Below are 16,580 nucleotides of genomic sequence, written 5' to 3'. Positions count from 1 at the left end.
CTGCTGTGGGGCACAGATGGACGGAACGCGTTTCTGATGCCCAGTCTCGTTCGCGACGGCCATTCAGATCGAGCGCAGCCCTCAACGCGCGAAATTCCTTAAGCCGATGCTCCGATGCCAAACGGGCAGACCTAAGGCCACATTACCCGCCTCAAGCTCATCAAGCATCAGATGTATGGGCGTGCAAAGCTCGATTCGCTCGAAGCCCGGATAGTCGGGGCAGCCTGAGGCCCGCCTTCAGCAAAAAGTCAGGTCCAATTCTCAATGGAAACCCCGGGGCACATCTCAGTGGCTATCAACATCCTGACAGAAAAAATTTTTACGCGTTGTTAACCACCTCTTGAACAGATGCGGAACGCGCCCATATCGAAGGAGAACTTTCGGGGACCAGTCATGACGCTAGCAAACGCACATGCCCTTTTTTGCGGGCTCAAATCCGAGCCCAGCTATCTGGCAAACTTGGCCATTGATGAGCTGGAACGCAAGGGGCTCATGGACGCACGGCGGCAAATCCGGTCTGCGCTCAAAGATGCTGCAAAAGCCATGACGTTCAGCGATGACTATTGGCAAGATTCGCATACCCGGCAGATCATGGCGCGCAACCACGCCACGATCCAGATCAAGTTCATGACGCAGGGCAGTTTTGCATACAAGACGCTCAACGCTCCTGCCCAAAAGCCGAATCAAGAAATCGACCTCGATGATGGCATGTATGTGCCGGTGCACTTCCTCTCCAATGGCGAGCCCGCCCTCGCCGCGAAAGGTTTGTTCCGTTTCGTGGAGCAAACGCTTCTCCCGCTTTGCCGTGACAATGGATGGACCCTCGACATCAGCAAGGAAAATTGCGTCAGAGTGAAGCTCTGGCCTGGTGCTCATGTGGACATCCCGATTTATTCCGTTCCGCAGGATCAGTTCGAAGAAATCGTGGAAGCCATCGCGTTGGAAAGCGTTAATTTCGCTGACAGCATGCGGGGAATGGCAAGGGATGCAAAACCCAAACTAAAGAGGTTGCCAACGGACAAGATCATGTTGGCACAGCGCGACGGCACGTGGATCCAGTCTGATCCCAAGCAATTGCACGACTGGGTGATGGCTCGCGTCGAAAGGTATGGGCCCGTGTATCAGCGCCTCTGCCGCTTCTTCAAGGGATGGCGAGATTTTGAATGGGCCAAACCGCGGCTGTCGTCGATCTGCATCATGTGCGCTGTTGATGAAGCGCTGCGCCGCATGAATGGCTACCCCACCGATCAACGCGATGACGAACTCATCATGAACGTGGCCAAGCTCCTCCCCGAGATTTTCGACGGCACGATTCCCAATCCCGTCATCAAGGATCTGTGCCTCAATTCATGGGATGACGATGTGAAAGCCGAAATTCTCGCGAAAGTGAGAGCTTTTAGGGACGAGGTGGTCACTGCACTCGAGCATACCGGTGATGCCCGCATCGTCGTTGAAACGTTTCGCAGGAAGTTTGGAGATCGTATCCGCTATCGCCCGGATGCAGTGAAGATCAATTCCAAGATCGAGGCAATCCGAAAGGCCCCGGCGGCAACTGTCGCCGCCCCCGTGATCATTCCCTCAACATCCGGATGACACGGCATGAAGCTCTCTGGCGTATCCACGAGACACTCAAGGGGCTGAGCTTTCGCGAGGTTGGTCCAGGCGCCGCCGATTATGAGGGAACGATCAAGGTTCACGGTAAACCCGTGGATATCAGGCTGTCGATCCCAGATGTGCGTTTCGGGACGAAGCCACAGATCACGCTGCTGAATAGGTTGCAAGTTCCCCTTGAGCTTTTAGCCCACATCGAAACCGACAGCGGAATCTGCTATGCATCGGGCGCAGGCCTTCCGCTCGACCTCTACCGGCCCGGCGAAGCAATTTTGAGAGTGCTCGATGAAGCGAAGCGAACCCTCGAATTATCGTTCAAGGATGGTGCGCGGCGCGAAATTATCGATGAATATCAAAGCTATTGGTATCCCCAGCGCTATATCAATTGCTTCCTGCCTCGCAAGGCTACTGCCCAGATCGTCAAGGCCAAGATGTTTCGAGCAACGAATGGGAAGGGTAGCACCGTCCGGTGCCTCGCCGAGGAGCCGATGCTGACCGGATATCACCCCACAATCCTGAATTCAGCAGAGGTCTGGTATACGGATAAGCCGATCAGACCTGCTGGGAAACTCAATGCACCTTCGACGCTGGAAGAACTGAAAGTATGGCTCAATGCGCAGCTTGGGCTATCGGTGGATCGCTCGGCACGAGGCTTTGAGGTTCTAGCCAGATGCGAAGCCTTGTTCATAGCCGCTCCAAATGCCTTTGTAGGTGTGAAAATCATTCTTCCTTCGGACCTGCAGGCAGGCGTCGAAAGAGGTTCTATTCGAGTAAAAGCTTTACCAGGTTTGTTGCGCACTCGGGCGGCGGCCATCCAGCTTGAGCGACTATCGGCAGTTTGGTGTAGCATCGAGGACGTCGTGGATCGGAATAACAATGCTGTGCGGAACCTGCGAGATCTCTCAATCGCCTTGGTGGGGTGTGGCACCATCGGCAGTCACCTGGCTCGCATGCTGGTTCAAAGCGGGGCGGGGATTGCTGGCCGTTTTAGCCTCTATGACAACCAGAGGCTGAGTGAAGGCAACATCGGGCGTCATCTTCTCGGGTTTGCAGATATTGGTAAACCCAAAGCAAGCGCCCTCAAAGCAGAACTTCAACGATTCCACCCTCAGGTGAAGGTGGCGGCATATCACGAGGATGCCCTTAATGCGTGGCCTCACATTGCCGACCATGACCTGGTGATCGACGCCACCGGGGAATGGAATATTCAGTCCGCCCTCAACGAGCAATTTCTCGAAGATGATAACCCCAGGATCAAAGCTCTCCTCCACACCTGGGTTTTTATGAACGGCGCAGGCGCACAGAGTTTTCTTAATTTGCGCGACGAACATGCTTGTTTTCGATGCCTCAAGCCGGAATTTGATGGTCCGTGGCGGTTTCCTGCGGGCAATGAGAAAGACGAATTGAACCTTCAGCCCGCGAGTTGCGGTGATGGCGCATTCGTACCCTTTGGCGTGGATGCCTCTATGATGGCCGCTAGCCTCGCACTACGCGCAGCCATGGATTGGGCTAACGGCCATACCGGCGCAAGGCTACGTACTGTTCCAGTGGACTACGAACGGGGGCGCTACCACCGCCCCATCACCCCAGATCCCTCTCCCCGCTGCCCGGCTTGCGCGCCCAGACGAGTGCGCAAATGACTTGCGTTCTGCTGCCTCACAAACTTGTCGAGCGCATCCGTGCCCATGTTCGAACCACATCATCTGTAAACGAGCAAGGTGGTTTGCTGCTCGGATACCGCAAGCCAGGCGCAATCGAGCTTAGTGACGTTACTTTCCCCAACCGCTGGGACCATGGTTCAGCAACCCGTTTCCACCGCTCACAACGCGGGCATCGCATGAAAGCGTTAAGGGAATGGCTCAAGTCTGGGCGGACGGCGGGTTGGATTGGTGAATGGCATACTCATCCCGGCGGCCGCGCCATTCCGTCGTCCGTCGACCTCCAGAGTTGGCGTGAAGTGACCCGACACCAAGGGCAACCCATGGTCTTTATGATTTTCAGCGATCGTGAAACGTATGTTGGGCTCCATGACGGGAAGCAAATCCGCCTGTTAAGCGCTGTCGAGCGCGATAAAGATGGCACACTTTTCGTTTAGTATCAGTTGCCTTTCAACCTCGCAGCAAACCAAACACCCGCGCCGCTGCATTGCTACCGACCGCCAGTTCCTGCGCGTAGCGCAGCTCAGGGCTAAAGTGGTGCCAGCACCATCGTCACCTGCCGCGAACAGGTCCTGCGTTAGCCCCAGTCCCACGTTTGGCGGGAAGATCCCGGCATGCCGATCGATCCGCGCATCCCCCGGCTAACCGGCCTCTGCGCGCAGGACCCTGCCGATCAGTCGATCGATGTCGCCTCGGCCATGGTCGCAAAATCAGGAAGGTGTAGCGTGACATCGGCCACGGCTTTCGGTGCGACACCTTCCGCTTGAAAGGCAAGGACCTGCGAAACAATTCAGTGGCGGTCATTTAGACCCAGATATCTGCGATGAACGAAAGGCAATTCAGCCCCTTCCTCAATCCGAAGCTGCCATTCCGGTTCGTCCAACTCCACAGCCATTCGAGATCGCGGTTTAGATCGTTGATTGAACGGGAAGGCATGCGGAAATGGGTCAGAGGCTTCGCTGTAAGGCTTCGCCGATGTCGCTGTACCTGAAATGGAAATTACTGGTCAGCGCAGCTTGGGGTAGAACCCGCTGCCCTGTCAGCAGCAGCTCTTGCGCCATGTCTCCCATCAGTACCCGAAGAAGCCCGGCGGGAGCGCGAAACCATAACGGGTGGTGCACCGCCTTCGCCAATGCTTTAGAAAACTGACGATTGGTTGCGGGGTTAGGCGCCGTAGCATTGAGCGGTCCCACTAAAGCCGGGTCGGCAATGGCATGAGCAATCAGCCGGACCAAATCGTCGCGGTGAATCCAGCTCATAAATTGGCGCCCGTTACCCAGACTTGCCCCTAGTCCGAGCCGAAATGCCGGCACCATCCGGGCCAACATCCCACCACCCCGGTCCAACACCAGACCCGTTCGAAGCAAAACCGTGCGTATCCCGAAGCCTTCTGCCTTGCGGGCCTCCCTTTCCCATGCCTCGCACAGCGTGTGCGAGAAGCCGTCATGCGCCGGGCTGCTTTCCGTCAAGGCTGTCTCATCCCATGCGCCATACCAGCCCACGGCCGAGCCACTGATCAGCACGTCGGGCCGGTGATCCAGGCGGGCTATCAGGCCGATAAGCCGACGGGTGGTCCGCAACCGGGAGAGGAGTAGCCGCAACCGCCGCCGCCTCGTCCACGGCCTATCACCTATCGGCTCGCCCGCCAGATTGATGATGGCATCGATGGGTTCGTCTCCAGCGATCTCGTCCAGCGATGCTATGACGCGTACGCGCTGATCGGGAAACACCTGCCTGGCTCTTGCGCGGTTGCGCGACAGCACGATCACACCATGGCCTTGCGCCGTGAGCGCCGCCACGAGATGCCGTCCGACAAAGCCGGTGCCACCAGTAACCAGCATCCAGCGCTGCCCCTTCACCACCCCAGCCAACCCATCTGCGGTTGCTGGGATGGAGGAAATTGGTGGTGCCGACGAAGGCAGCGTGTTCAGATTGACCATGTTTTTTCGCCGCTCGCCTTCGTGTTCTTGCTATCAACCCGAACAGCTGGCCCGCTGTCCTGTTCCTTCCCCGCCGCAGCCATGCCAACGTCCCTGATCTGATCCCCGCTGACGGTCGCGATCGCGGTTGAGCCTGACGGAACCTCCCAACACATCAGCCCTTCCCTGTTGCGAGGAGTTCAGCATGCCCACACGCGCTTATTGGCAAGGTCAGATCCGGCTCGCCCTGGTGTCCATCCCGGTGGAGGTCTACCCGGCCACACGCTCGGGTGCCGCGATCAGCTTTCACCAGATCCACGAGCCCACCGGCAAGCGCATCCGCTATGAGAAGGTGGCGCCAGGCGTTGGCCCCGTCGATCGCGACGAGATCATTCGCGGCTACGAGGTGAGCAAGGACGAGTATATCCTGCTCGACGACGAGGAGATTGAGGCGGCTCAGGTCGAAAGCCGCAAGACGCTCGATCTGGTGCAGTTCGTCGAGCCTTCGGATATCGATGTGCTCTATTTCGAAAAGCCCTATTTTGTGGTGCCCGCTGATGATCTGGCAGAGGAAGCCTATGGCGTGCTGCGCGACGCCCTGCGCCAGACCAAGCGGGTCGGCCTTGGGCAATTGTCGGTGCGCGGGCGCGAGCAACTGGTGTCGCTCAAGCCCTGCGGGCGCGGCCTGATCCTTGAAGTACTGCGCTATGCCGATGAGGTCCACAAGGCGCAGAGCTATTTCAAGGATATCTCGGCCAAGGCAGGCCAAGAGGATCTGATCGAGCTGGCCACTACGTTGATCGAAAAGAAGACCGCGCCTTTCAAGCCCGAGGAATTCCATGACCGCTACGTCGATGCGCTGCACCGCCTGATCGAGAAGAAGCGCAAGGCGGGCGATGGCAAGCGCATTCTCGAGGATGTCGAGGGCGAGACCGACGCCAAGGGCAGCAATGTCATCGATCTGATGGCGGCTTTGAAAAAGTCGGTGGGCGGGGATCACAAACCAGCGCGTAAAGCCACCAAACCAAAGCCTGCCGCTCGCAAACCCGCCCCGCGCCGCAAGAAAGCGTGAGCCATGGCTCGCGCCGATCCCCTTGCCTCCTACAATGCCAAGCGCAATTTCACGCGGACCGCCGAACCCAAGGGTGGTCATGCGCCGAGCGAGACGGGCCATCTTTTCGTCGTCCAGAAGCATGATGCCACCCGCCTGCACTGGGATTTCCGGCTGGAGGCCGATGGCGTGCTCAAAAGCTGGGCGGTGACGCGCGGGCCCAGCCTCAACCCCGATGACAAGCGCCTTGCGGTGCGCACCGAGGACCACCCGATGTCCTATGCCCGTTTCGAGGGCACGATCCCCAAGGGTGAATATGGCGGCGGTACGGTGATGCTGTGGGATCAGGGCAGCTGGGAGCCTGTCGCGGGCAAGAGCGCCAAGGATATAGAAAAAGGCCACCTTCATTTTCGCCTGTTTGGCGAGCGGATGAAGGGTGAATGGCTGCTGGTGCGCATGAAGCCGCGCGGCAAAGAAAAGCGCGAGAACTGGCTTCTGCGCAAGGTTGAGGATGTCCATGCCGGGGCCTCGGAACAGCTGGTAGAGCGCGAGCTGACCAGCGTACTGACCGGACGGTCGATGGCGGAGATCGAAGGCGACAGGCAGGGTAGCCAGTCGCTGGCAGGCAAGAAGGGCAAAGCCTTCAACGCTGCCATGGAGCAGGCTGCCAAGCACAATGCCAAAGCGGTCAAGAAACCTGCCCGCCGCGCCACCCGATCCGCTCCCCAACCTGCGTTTGAAACCGTTCAGCTCGCCACGCTGGTCGATGCCGTACCCACCGGCAACGACTGGATGCATGAAATCAAATTCGACGGCTATCGCCTGCTGGCCTCGGTCAAGGGCGACGCGGTGAGGCTGCTGACCCGCACCGGGCTGGACTGGACCGAGCGTTTCCAGCCCGTCGCCAATGCGCTGGCCGCCTTGGACCTGCCTCCCGCGCTGATCGATGGCGAGGTGGTGGCGTTGGATGCGCAGGGCAACCCGAGTTTTTCGGCGCTGCAGGCTGCCCTGAAGGCCGGCGACACGCCGCGACTTGCCTATTTCGCCTTCGATCTGCTCAATCTCTCGGGCGAGGATCTCAAGCCGCTCCCGAACATCGAGCGCAAGGAACGGCTCGAAGCCTTTCTCGCCGAAGCGACCTCACCGATCCATGTGGCGGAGCATATCATCGGCGCCGGCGAAAAGCTGCTGACCGCCATGTGCCGCTCCGGGCAGGAGGGCATCATCGCCAAGCGCGCCGATGCCCCCTATCGGGGTGATCGGACCCGCAATTGGGTCAAGGTCAAATGCACCCTGCGGCAGGAGTTCGTCGTGATGGGCTGGACCAAAAGTCCGGCCCGCGCCCGTGCCTTCGGCGCCCTGCTGCTCGGCCAAATGGAAAAAGGCAAACTGGTCTACAAGGGCAAGGTCGGCACCGGCTTCGACACGCGGATGCTCATGGAGCTCGCCGAGACCATGGCTCCGCTAGCACAGAGCAAGCCCCCCGCCGAGGTGCCCAGGGCAGAGGCGCGCGGCGCCCAGTGGATCAAACCGAAGCTGGTGGCCGAAATCGCCTTTGCCCAGTTCACCAGCGATGGCCGCGTGCGGCATGCCAGTTTCCTGGGCCTGCGTCAGGACAAGAAGGCGAAGGATGTGAAGCCGGAACGGACAGCCCCCTCACCTGAAACCCCTGCGATCAACATCACCCATGCCAGCCGCGTTCTCTTCCCCGAGAGCGGTCAGACCAAGGGCGATCTGGCCGATTACTATACAGCGATGGCCCCCTTGATGCTGCCCTTTGCCGCCAACCGTCCGATGAGCTTGGTCCGCTGCCCCCAGGGCCGCGCCAAGGCCTGCTTTTTCCAGAAGCACGACAGCGGCTCCTTCGGCCCGGAGATCAGCCATGTGCCCATCACCGAAAAGGACGGGGGCACCGAGGATTATCTCTATCTGACAGATGCCGCCGGTATCCTTGCCTGCGTCCAGATGGGCACCATCGAATTCCATGGCTGGGGCAGCCGCGCGCAAGAAGTCGAACGCCCCGACCGCATGATCTTCGATCTCGATCCCGATGAAGGGCTTGACTTTGCCCATGTCCGCCGCGCCGCGCAGGACATCGCTCACCATCTCTCCGACATCGGCCTTGTCAGCTTTGCCATGCTTTCGGGGGGCAAAGGCGTGCATGTGGTTGTGCCGCTTACGCCGGGCCACGACTGGGACATCCACAAGGATTTTGCCAGACGCTTTGCCGAGGCCATGGCGCTGGCAGAGCCTGACCGTTTCACCGCCACCATGAGCAAGGCAAAGCGCAAGGGGCGCATCTTCATCGACTGGCTGCGCAACCAGCGCGGCAGTACCGCGGTGCTGCCCTATTCCGCCCGCGCGCGGCAGGGCGCTCCCGTCGCCCTGCCAATCACATGGGATGAACTGGAAGGCATGGACAATGCCCATCCCTTTTCGATCGCCGATCCCGGCTGCCTGATCGAACGCGCCTCCTACCCTTCTTTGCGCGGTTGGGGCTTTGCCGAGCAGGTGCTTCCAGCGCTTTGATCTCCGGCACGGGTCTGCTTGTCCCAGCTTCATTGGGAGCGTGGAACCCCGCCATCGTCCATCCCTTACCCGAGGCGAAGGAGATCATCATGACTGACCGGTTGACCATGCAGGACCCGCGCGTTCAATACCCCCGCCCTCCCTTCCCCCGCCAGCCCCAGCCCGTCCCCGGCCTTGCCGTCGAGATGGATCCGAAACCCGATCATGGCGAGGAGAGCTATCAGGGTTCTGGCAAATTGCTCGGCCGCAAAGCGCTGATCACGGGCGGCGACTCCGGCATCGGACGGGCAGCGGCGATTGCCTTTGCCCGTGAGGGTGCGGACGTCACCATTGTCTATCTCGCCAGCGAGGAGCCTGACGCGCGTGAGGTCATTGCCCTGATCGAAGCCGAGGGTCGCAAGGCAGTCCCCATTCCGGGCGATGTGACCGATGAGACCTTCTGCCAGTCGCTGGTGGAGCAGGCCGTGGCCGAGCTTGGCGGGCTCGACATTCTGGTTATCAATGCGGGCCACCAGCAGAGCCGCGAGGACATCTCCAGGGTCAGCTCGCAGGATTTCGATCAGACGCTCAAGACCAATCTCTACGCCCTGCACTGGATTACCCAGGCCGCCGTGCCGCATCTTCAGGCTGGCGCCTCGATCATCACCACCGCCTCGGTTCAGGCCTATCATCCATCGGCAACCCTGCTCGACTATGCGACCACCAAAGCGGGCATTGTCGCCTACACCAAGGCGCTGGCCAAGCAGATGATCGAAAAGGGCATCCGCGCCAATGTTGTGGCACCCGGCCCCTTCTGGACAGCGCTGCAGTCGAGCGGAGGCCAGCCGCCGGAGGCTGTCATGCAGTTCGGTGAAAAGAGCGCCTATGGTCGCCCCGGACAGCCGGTAGAGATCGCCCCGGTCTATGTTCTGCTCGCATCGCAAGAGGCGAGCTTCATCAGCGGCGAAGTCTATGGCGTGACCGGCGGCGCGGGCATCGCCTGAGGAGACCTGTCCATGAAGATAGATCTTTCGGGCAAGACTGCCCTCGTTACCGGCTCCAGCGAAGGCATTGGCCTGGCATCCGCCAAAGCGCTAGCCGAAGCCGGCGCAACGGTGTTCATCAATGGGCGCAACCGTGAGAAGCTGGAAGCGGCAGTGGCCCAGATCGGCGGGCAAGCGCGCGCCATTCTCGCTGATCTCGCCGACAGTGCGGGCCATGATGCGCTGGTTGGCCAGCTACCGCAGGCCGATATCGTCGTCAGCAATGCGGGCATCTTCCAGCCCTCGGATTTCTTCGAGACCTCGGATGATGTCTGGGAGCGCCACTGGCAGCTCAATGTGATGGCGGGTGTGAGGCTGGCGCGATATTACCTCCCCGGCATGGAGAACAAGGGCTGGGGCCGCTTCATCTTTCTGGGATCGGAATCGGCCTTCAACATCCCTGTCGAGATGATCCATTACGGCGTCACCAAGACCGCCGATGTCGCGCTGGCCCGCGGCCTTGCCAAGCGGATGGCTGGAACAGGCGTCACGGTCAATTCGGTGCTGCCGGGGCCGACGATGTCGGAAGGCGTCACCGCCATGCTTCAGAAGCAGCGGGACAAGACCGGCCAGTCGCTGGAGGAAGCCGGTGCGGATTTCGTGAAACAGAACCGCCCGACCTCGATCCTGCGGCGCGCCGCCACCGTCGATGAGGTTGCCAATATGATCGTCTATGCTGCCTCGCCGCTGGCCTCGGCCACCACAGGCGCGGCACTGCGCGTCGATGGCGGTGTGATCGACACGCTGATGTGAATGCGGCTCAATCTGGAAGTGCCTCCCGCCAGCTGGCAAGTGCCTGGCGGTAGTGCCTTTCCTCTTTCTCGACATCGCGCTGGAGCTTTGCAAGCTCGCCTGCGTTGTGCTTTTTCAGTGCGGCGAGCTCCTCCTTCAAACCGTCGATCTGGTCCGCCAGCTCTTTTTCGATCGCGCCGAGATCGCTCTGCATTGTGCTCAGTTGGTCTTGAGCGCGGTCCAGCCTGGCACGGCTGGGCCGGGGCGCGGGTTTCGTGGGAGGATCATCATGACCCGCCTTGCGTGGCTTGGGTCCACACGCGCTTGGGCTTTTACCGCCCCCGGCAGCGGCCAAATGCTCGGCCGTCGTGCCTCGCGGGACGCGGATGACCTCGCCTGGCCGCTCCAACGCGGCTTTCGCCAAGGCAGGATCAGTCACCACCTCGGCTGCCCCCCGAGCGAACAGATTGCCTTTGGCGCCCCAGGCAGCGAGCGCGGCCTTCTGGCTCGGCGCCGCGATATAGGCGTCCTCGAAACCGACCGAGGTGCGGAAGACTTTCAAGGGCCGCTTGTTCGCCATCCCACTGCTGCCCAGCCTGCTATGGTCTCAAGGATCGGCGCATCACTGCTGCGTCTTTCTGACAAGGCTCCAGTCGTAGCCCAGTGCCTTCACGCGTCCCTCCAGATCCTGAAGCGTCTCGCTCGACGGCGTCGCCACGCGCGTGAGCACCCAGAGGTAGCGGCCGGATGGCTCGCTGACGATTGACCATTCATAGCCGTCGCCGTGATCCAGAACCCAGTAATCCCCATAAAATGGGCCGAAGAACGAGACTTTCAGTTTGGCGTGGGTGGCGGCATCGACGACCTTTGCGGTCCCGACGCTTTCCTTCCAGCGCCCGGCCTCACCGCCCCTGCGCCCGCGGTTGACGACCTTGACCCTGCCATCCTCCTCAAGGGAATAGTCGGCCGTCACCTCGTCCATATCCCGTTCGAAAGAGGCTTCGTAGCGAAATTGCTCATACCAGCGGCCCATATAGCGGTAGAGTTCGACCGCATTTGCCGGCTCGGGAACGGCCTTGTTGCCGACCGGACCATGCCGGGAAAGAACGGCCCATGCTCCAAGCACTGCCGAGGCACCCAACACTCCAGCGGCCAGCGTCTTCTTGCCCATCATCATCTCCTCGGCCTATGCCATGGAAGATACCGTCAGGAGAGCCGAGAGTTTCGCCAGGCGATTTGATGCGGGCAAATCATGCCCATCCCATGCCCGTCACCCGGTCATCCTGGCACGCCGAGTTCCCGCTTTCCTCTTTGTGAAAGACTGCGGAAGGTGATGGACCAGCGCGTCTGCGCCATCTCGGCAATGCCGTGCTCCCACAGATGCCTGGCCTCGCCCTCCAGATGATAGATCGATCGCGGCGGCAGCGGCATCGATACGCGCTGGAAGCCTGTTTCAAGCCGTTTGCGAAAGCGCATCTCTGCAGGGACACCCAGCGAAATGCCGATGACATGCTCGAAGATGGGCCGATCGCGATGCCAGCCGATACCGGCACCTGGATCGTAGCGGATCAGCAGTGCCTGCACGAGGTCCAGTTCGGCCAGCCCGGCAAAAGCGGCTGCCCTCCCCCGAAGCGGCAGTAACCACTCCGGTATCGGAGGGGCCCGGCCCGCCTCGCCCTTATCGAAGTCATAGCTCCAGCCAAAGGATGTGGTCAGGCGCTTGCCTTCCCATCCCTGAAAGCGAAAGGGCGAGAGGTGCTGCTCATGGATACGGGTGATCAGACTGTTCTCTTCCGGAGCCGAGATGATCCCTTCCTCGGAAGAGAAACCGGGCAGGACCGATGTGCCGAACAGATCCGTCATTGCTGGCGCCATAATGTGTCTGGTCCTCGGAAGATGCAGCCATGACAACTGCTTGGTCAGTCCGCCCCAGACTATTTCCTGAGGCTCCGCTCATATAGGGTTGGAACATATTTAGAACAATGGCTGAGCCGATCCGTCAGCTACACTCGCCGCGTCCGGGCCACACTTCGTGCGCTCGTAAGCGTCCGCCCGGGGCCGTTGGTGGCAGAAAACGCCCCTAATTCGCCGCTTTGGTCCGATTTCAGGAACGCCGAGACCAGACATACCATCGTCCGGTCAGAAGCGCTTACGAGCATGGCTTTGGCGGGAATACTGGAGTCACACCTGCATTTGACCGGGCGAAGATCACCTTATCCGCTTTCGGCAATTGCTCCAAAATAGCGATGCTATTGTCTGGGTAATGCGCCTCTGAATCGGCTTGAGCCTGAGCGCGGGCACGCATCGCCACCACCATCCTCTTCTCGTCAAACGGTTCCGCATAAGCGGCGTCGGCGAGTTCTTTGTTCGTAGCTCGGATAGCGGCGAGGTCAGGTCGCGCGATCGTTCTTGCGCGGCGGGTGCTGTCGACGATTATCTTGATCGCCTTCTCAGAATAGCATTGCGAGCGGTAGCGCTCCGCCATTCGACTCAGTTCGCTCTCTAATGCCGCGCCGCCCGCAGGCGGTGCCGGGGGCGCTGGCGGCACCTGATATTGAGCAACCATGGAGAGCAGCAAAAGAGACTTCATGACTATTCTTCCCAAGTCCAAGCGATTGCAACTGGGCTACGGTGGCGGAAAAACGTGAATGGCTGCTTACGCGGGCTGTCTCGCTAACAGCGGTCCGATCACTATCCACCCAAAATGCGCGTTCACGCCTGCGGGGTGGCCCAGTTCCAAGGCAACAGCTCGTCGATCCGGCTGATCGGATGCCCCTTGCCGATGCGGTCGAGTACATCGGCTAGCCATTCCTGCGGATTGACGCCGTTAAGCTTGGCGGTCTCGAGCAGAGAATACATGGCTGCGGCACGTTCACCACCACAATCGGCACCTGCAAAGAGCCAATTTTTGCGGCCGAGGCAGATGCCACGGAGGGCATTCTCTGCCGGATTGTTGTCTATCTCTAACCTGCCGTCGTCGGTGTAAGCGAGCAATTGAGGCTTCAGCTTCACCGCATAGCGCAGCGCCTCCGCCAGTGGTGAGCGGGCCGATGCCTTGAACAACACCTCTTCCGCCCAGGCGAAGAAATTCAAGGCCTTGAGCTTCGAGAGCTTGCGAGCCTTGCGGCGGAAATCCGCCGGCTCACGCACGATCTGTCTCTCGACGTCGTAAAGCTCGCCGATCCGCTGCAAGCCCTCCAGCGCGGCTGAGTTCGGGTCCGCCTTGTAGACATCGTTAAGCTTGCGCCGGGCATGCGCCCAGCAGGCCACCGGCATTATCGGCGCTGGCGTGCGGTCACTTGCGTACAGGCGCTCGAAACCTGCATAGGCATCGGCCTGCAGGAAGCCCGCAAAGGTTTTGAGGTGTTCGCGCGGGCGCTCACCCTTGCGATCGGGGCTATAGCGGAATAGTGCAGCCGGCTTGTCCAAGTGGCTCCATCGTCGGTTGTCGCGAAGGTAGACCCATAGTCTGCCGGTCGCCGTCTTGCCGGTCCCCGGCGCCAGCACCGGGACGGGGGTGTCATCGGCATGGAGCTTCACGCTGGCCATGACGTGATCGGCGATCCGATCGACCAGCGGCTGCAGCAACCAGCTTGCTTGGCCGAGCCAGTCCGCCATCGTCGAGCGACTGATCTCCAAACCTTCGCGGGCGTAGATCTGCGACTGACGGTATAACGGCAGGTGATCGGCGAACTTGGAGACGATGACGTGGGCAAGCAGGCCGGGACCAGCACGGCCGCGCGGCACGGGAAGCGCCGGGGCCGGGGCCTGACTGATCGCATCGCAGCGGTTGCAGGAAAGCTTGGGTCGGACGTGACGGACGACGCGGAAGCGGCCGGGGACATATTCCAGCACTTCGGTCACGTCCTCGCCGAGCTTGCCCATTAAGCCCCCACAGGCGGAACAGCCGTCGGCATCCGGCGCTGCCTGCATAACCTCATCGCGAGGAAGGTGGTCGGGCAGTGGTGCACGGCGAGGCTTGCGAGGGGCAGTCTTGGCCGGGGCATCTTCAGACACATGGCCCTCGATCACACACTCGGCATGGGCATGCTCAGCCTCGAGATCCTCCAGCGTCAGTTCGAGCTGATCGGCCTGAAGAGCAAGGCGCTCCGACGACTGACCGAACTTCATGCGCCGGAGGCGGGCCAGTTGGACTTTGAACTTCTCGATCTGCAGCGCGGTCAGCTTGATCGAATGCTGGGCCGTCTCAAGCTTCTCGCGGGTCTCGACATGGGCCGCCCGTTCGGCATCCAGCGCCTGCTCCGAAGCAGCCAGACGTGCGCGCATCGTCTCGGCAAAAGCGCGCAGTTCTGCGGGATCGGTAGGGAGTTCGAGATCGTCGGGAGACACGCTTCCCGGTAGCAGAATCCGGCCTTCTACCCAAGCAGGAAGCCTGGAAATGCGGCGATTATTGCGTCAAATCTGTACCGGCAGGCGGGGCGGCTCGGGGGCCACTGTGCGCCGCCAATCCATCGCTTCGATCAGCAGCGCAAACTGCGCTGGGGTCAGTACGACACCGCCCTCGATGAGTGGCGGCCAGATGAAACGGCTGCGTTCCAAACGCTTGGCAAACAGGCAAAGCCCGGTCCCATCCCAATGTAGCGCCTTCAAGTAGTTGCCGCTCTTGCTGCGAAACAGGAAGACATGCCCGCCGTAAGGCTCGACCGCGAACAGCGGGCGGACCAGCGCCGCCAGCCCATCGAAGCCAAGCCGCATGCTGACCGGCTTGCTTGCCAAGTAGACCTTCGTTCCAGGCGCCAGCGAGATCACGAGACGTCCCGAAATGCACGCAGAACGCGGGCCAGCGCCCTCTCGTTGACATAGCTGTCTACTGACAGGCGAACGCCGCTCGGTAGGTCTATGTCTATGGCGCCGGGGCGGGCACCGGGATGTGGGCGGATCAGATCCTCTGACGCTGACGGCATCGGTGACGAAACGGGTCGCTGCGTCTTCTTGGGGCCCGCCACCGCTGGCGCAACTGCAGGCTCCGTCGTAATGATCGCGCCGTAAGGAATGAACTCCAGCGCTTCACTGGCGATGGCCGCTGCCTGGCGCCGCGCCGACCGCCAGTTATAGATCAAGCTCTCGGCAATCTCGTGGCGCTCAGCGACCTGACGGACCGATACGCCGTCTGTATCCGCCTCGTTGAGGATTGCCGTCTTCTCGGCATCCGAAAACTTCCTGCGCCGTTCGGTGCGCGCGATGATCTCCAAGCGGTCCTTCACTTAGCCTCCTTCTGGAGTCCAGAAAGAGACTCCTTACCGGAGGTCCATCAGCGCCGAGCCTGAATGCCGCAACACGCGGGAGACCGTACGCTTACGTGCGCTCAGGGGTTGGCTTGACTTCAGATCCTGCCCTGCCCATTTTTTGTGCATGTGTAATCTCTACCGCCTGCGCACCGCCAAAGCGGAGATTTCCCAGATTTTCAGGGTAGAGGTGCCTGCGGGCGCGAATTTCGGCGAAGAGGTGGTCAAGGGCTACCCCGGTGTTATGATCACAGGCGGTCGTGCCCAGTCGATGAATTGGGGCTTCCCTCGCGTACTTCGCGGCAAGCAAGGACAAAAGCTGGCTCCCACGGCAGTCAACAACGCTCGCAGCGACAATCTTGCTTCCCCCTTCTGGCAGAGCAGTTTCGAAACGCGGCGTTGCCTGATCCCGGTGAGCCAATGGGCCGAACCACAGGGCGAGGATAGGCGCATGACCCGCACCTGGTATGCTCTGCCAGGCGACATGCCTTTCGCGGTGGGCGGCATCTGGCGACCGACCGACATGTGGGGCAATTGCTACTCGATGGTCATGGTGCCGGCATCGCCCCAAATGCAGGAAGTTCACGACCGTATGCCGGTGATCCTGCGGCGTGAGGATTGGGATCGCTGGCTTGGAGGCTCTGCTACGCAGGCGTTCGATCTATGCCGGACCTGGGAAGGCAGGCTGGAGGTCGAGCGGAGGCAGGATCGCTGGGTTGATGGGCAACCTCTGCTGGAGGACGAGCCGCCCAAATTGCAAGACCTGCCGCTTTTCAAAGACCTGTAGATCCGGCGAACCAATGCCCGGATAA

16 protein-coding genes are annotated in these 16,580 nt (G+C 60.7%); 8 read left to right on the top strand and 8 right to left on the bottom strand.

Features of this window, described 5'->3' with window-relative positions:
• The first annotated feature begins 393 nt into the window (after nucleotides 1–393).
• Genes ABDW49_RS10995 through ABDW49_RS10985 form a run of 3 tightly spaced genes read left to right on the top strand, consistent with a single transcriptional unit; the run spans nucleotide 394 to nucleotide 3,706 of the window.
• A complete protein-coding gene (locus tag ABDW49_RS10995) occupies nucleotides 394–1,593 on the top strand; it encodes a CBASS cGAMP synthase (RefSeq protein ID WP_343611900.1) in 1,200 nt (399 codons plus the stop codon).
• A complete protein-coding gene (locus ABDW49_RS10990; RefSeq protein WP_343611899.1) occupies nucleotides 1,590–3,251 on the top strand; it encodes a ThiF family adenylyltransferase in 1,662 nt (553 codons plus the stop codon). Before ABDW49_RS10995 ends, ABDW49_RS10990 begins: the two co-directional genes overlap by 4 nt.
• Nucleotides 3,248–3,706, top strand: coding sequence for a Mov34/MPN/PAD-1 family protein (locus ABDW49_RS10985; protein ID WP_343611898.1), 459 nt, complete (start codon nucleotides 3,248–3,250; stop codon nucleotides 3,704–3,706). Before ABDW49_RS10990 ends, ABDW49_RS10985 begins: the two co-directional genes overlap by 4 nt.
• Nucleotides 3,707–4,216: 510 nt before the next feature.
• Here the strand turns inward: ABDW49_RS10985 and ABDW49_RS10980 are convergent.
• Nucleotides 4,217–5,209 carry a TIGR01777 family oxidoreductase gene (locus ABDW49_RS10980; protein ID WP_343611897.1) on the bottom strand — a complete coding sequence of 331 codons (993 nt, stop codon included), beginning with the start codon at nucleotides 5,207–5,209 and terminating at the stop codon, nucleotides 4,217–4,219.
• Nucleotides 5,210–5,393: 184 nt separating this feature from the next.
• On the opposite strand from ABDW49_RS10980, the gene ABDW49_RS10975 reads away from it, so the two are divergent.
• The 4 genes from ABDW49_RS10975 to ABDW49_RS10960 all read left to right on the top strand — a co-directional run bounded on the left by ABDW49_RS10975 (nucleotide 5,394) and on the right by ABDW49_RS10960 (nucleotide 10,543).
• The gene (locus ABDW49_RS10975) at nucleotides 5,394–6,260 is read left to right on the top strand and encodes a Ku protein (protein WP_343611896.1); all 867 of its coding nucleotides are present in this window, start codon (nucleotides 5,394–5,396) and stop codon (nucleotides 6,258–6,260) included.
• Nucleotides 6,261–6,263: 3 nt separating this feature from the next.
• Nucleotides 6,264–8,768, top strand: a complete 2,505-nt coding sequence (gene ligD / locus ABDW49_RS10970) for a DNA ligase D (RefSeq protein ID WP_343611895.1) — start codon at nucleotides 6,264–6,266, stop codon at nucleotides 8,766–8,768.
• Nucleotides 8,769–8,857: 89 nt separating this feature from the next.
• Nucleotides 8,858–9,751 (top strand): SDR family oxidoreductase, encoded by an 894-nt coding sequence (locus ABDW49_RS10965; RefSeq protein WP_343611894.1) that lies wholly within the window; start codon nucleotides 8,858–8,860, stop codon nucleotides 9,749–9,751.
• Nucleotides 9,752–9,763: 12 nt separating this feature from the next.
• Nucleotides 9,764–10,543, top strand: coding sequence for an SDR family NAD(P)-dependent oxidoreductase (locus ABDW49_RS10960; RefSeq protein ID WP_343611893.1), 780 nt, complete (start codon nucleotides 9,764–9,766; stop codon nucleotides 10,541–10,543).
• Between the two features lie 7 nt (nucleotides 10,544–10,550).
• Here the strand turns inward: ABDW49_RS10960 and ABDW49_RS10955 are convergent, their stop codons facing one another.
• The 7 genes from ABDW49_RS10955 to ABDW49_RS10925 form a co-directional block, all read right to left on the bottom strand.
• The gene (locus ABDW49_RS10955) at nucleotides 10,551–11,102 is read right to left on the bottom strand and encodes a hypothetical protein (RefSeq protein WP_343611892.1); all 552 of its coding nucleotides are present in this window, start codon (nucleotides 11,100–11,102) and stop codon (nucleotides 10,551–10,553) included.
• A 42-nt stretch (nucleotides 11,103–11,144) separates the two neighbouring features.
• On the bottom strand, nucleotides 11,145–11,699 hold the full coding sequence (locus tag ABDW49_RS10950; protein WP_343611891.1) for a lipocalin family protein: 555 nt from the start codon (nucleotides 11,697–11,699) through the stop codon (nucleotides 11,145–11,147).
• A 101-nt stretch (nucleotides 11,700–11,800) separates the two neighbouring features.
• Complete coding sequence (locus tag ABDW49_RS10945; protein WP_343611890.1) at nucleotides 11,801–12,385, bottom strand: alpha-ketoglutarate-dependent dioxygenase AlkB; 585 nt, start codon at nucleotides 12,383–12,385, stop codon at nucleotides 11,801–11,803.
• Between the two features lie 286 nt (nucleotides 12,386–12,671).
• The gene (locus tag ABDW49_RS10940) at nucleotides 12,672–13,112 is read right to left on the bottom strand and encodes a hypothetical protein (protein ID WP_343611887.1); all 441 of its coding nucleotides are present in this window, start codon (nucleotides 13,110–13,112) and stop codon (nucleotides 12,672–12,674) included.
• Between the two features lie 122 nt (nucleotides 13,113–13,234).
• Nucleotides 13,235–14,872, bottom strand: a complete 1,638-nt coding sequence (locus ABDW49_RS10935) for an IS66 family transposase (protein ID WP_343611886.1) — start codon at nucleotides 14,870–14,872, stop codon at nucleotides 13,235–13,237.
• Nucleotides 14,873–14,938: 66 nt separating this feature from the next.
• Entirely contained in the window at nucleotides 14,939–15,292 is a 354-nt protein-coding gene (gene tnpB / locus ABDW49_RS10930; RefSeq protein WP_343611884.1) for an IS66 family insertion sequence element accessory protein TnpB, read from the bottom strand.
• Nucleotides 15,289–15,747, bottom strand: a complete 459-nt coding sequence (locus tag ABDW49_RS10925; RefSeq protein ID WP_343611882.1) for a transposase — start codon at nucleotides 15,745–15,747, stop codon at nucleotides 15,289–15,291. The genes tnpB and ABDW49_RS10925 overlap by 4 nt, the downstream gene beginning before the upstream one ends.
• A 148-nt stretch (nucleotides 15,748–15,895) precedes the next feature.
• On the opposite strand from ABDW49_RS10925, the gene ABDW49_RS10920 reads away from it, so the two are divergent.
• On the top strand, nucleotides 15,896–16,555 hold the full coding sequence (locus ABDW49_RS10920) for an SOS response-associated peptidase family protein (protein ID WP_343611880.1): 660 nt from the start codon (nucleotides 15,896–15,898) through the stop codon (nucleotides 16,553–16,555).
• Nucleotides 16,556–16,580 lie beyond the last annotated feature (25 nt).

It is taken from the genome of Novosphingobium sp. (assembly GCF_039595395.1).
Taxonomy (GTDB): Bacteria; Pseudomonadota; Alphaproteobacteria; order Sphingomonadales; family Sphingomonadaceae; genus Novosphingobium.
Note: the sequence above shows the minus strand (reverse complement) of the source record. Positions and strands in the feature narration are given on the sequence as shown.

Excerpts from the sequence above, each read along its gene's own strand:
- ABDW49_RS10995 (WP_343611900.1), top strand. The coding sequence starts at position 394 with ATGACGCTAGCAAACGCACATGCCCTTTTTTGCGGGCTCAAATCCGAG.
- ABDW49_RS10990 (WP_343611899.1), top strand. The coding sequence starts at position 1,590 with ATGACACGGCATGAAGCTCTCTGGCGTATCCACGAGACACTCAAGGGG.
- ABDW49_RS10985 (WP_343611898.1), top strand. The coding sequence starts at position 3,248 with ATGACTTGCGTTCTGCTGCCTCACAAACTTGTCGAGCGCATCCGTGCC.
- ABDW49_RS10980 (WP_343611897.1), bottom strand. The coding sequence starts at position 5,209 with ATGGTCAATCTGAACACGCTGCCTTCGTCGGCACCACCAATTTCCTCC.
- ABDW49_RS10975 (WP_343611896.1), top strand. The coding sequence starts at position 5,394 with ATGCCCACACGCGCTTATTGGCAAGGTCAGATCCGGCTCGCCCTGGTG.
- ligD (WP_343611895.1), top strand. The coding sequence starts at position 6,264 with ATGGCTCGCGCCGATCCCCTTGCCTCCTACAATGCCAAGCGCAATTTC.
- ABDW49_RS10965 (WP_343611894.1), top strand. The coding sequence starts at position 8,858 with ATGACTGACCGGTTGACCATGCAGGACCCGCGCGTTCAATACCCCCGC.
- ABDW49_RS10960 (WP_343611893.1), top strand. The coding sequence starts at position 9,764 with ATGAAGATAGATCTTTCGGGCAAGACTGCCCTCGTTACCGGCTCCAGC.
- ABDW49_RS10955 (WP_343611892.1), bottom strand. The coding sequence starts at position 11,102 with ATGGCGAACAAGCGGCCCTTGAAAGTCTTCCGCACCTCGGTCGGTTTC.
- ABDW49_RS10950 (WP_343611891.1), bottom strand. The coding sequence starts at position 11,699 with ATGATGATGGGCAAGAAGACGCTGGCCGCTGGAGTGTTGGGTGCCTCG.
- ABDW49_RS10945 (WP_343611890.1), bottom strand. The coding sequence starts at position 12,385 with ATGACGGATCTGTTCGGCACATCGGTCCTGCCCGGTTTCTCTTCCGAG.
- ABDW49_RS10940 (WP_343611887.1), bottom strand. The coding sequence starts at position 13,112 with ATGAAGTCTCTTTTGCTGCTCTCCATGGTTGCTCAATATCAGGTGCCG.
- ABDW49_RS10920 (WP_343611880.1), top strand. The coding sequence starts at position 15,896 with ATGTGTAATCTCTACCGCCTGCGCACCGCCAAAGCGGAGATTTCCCAG.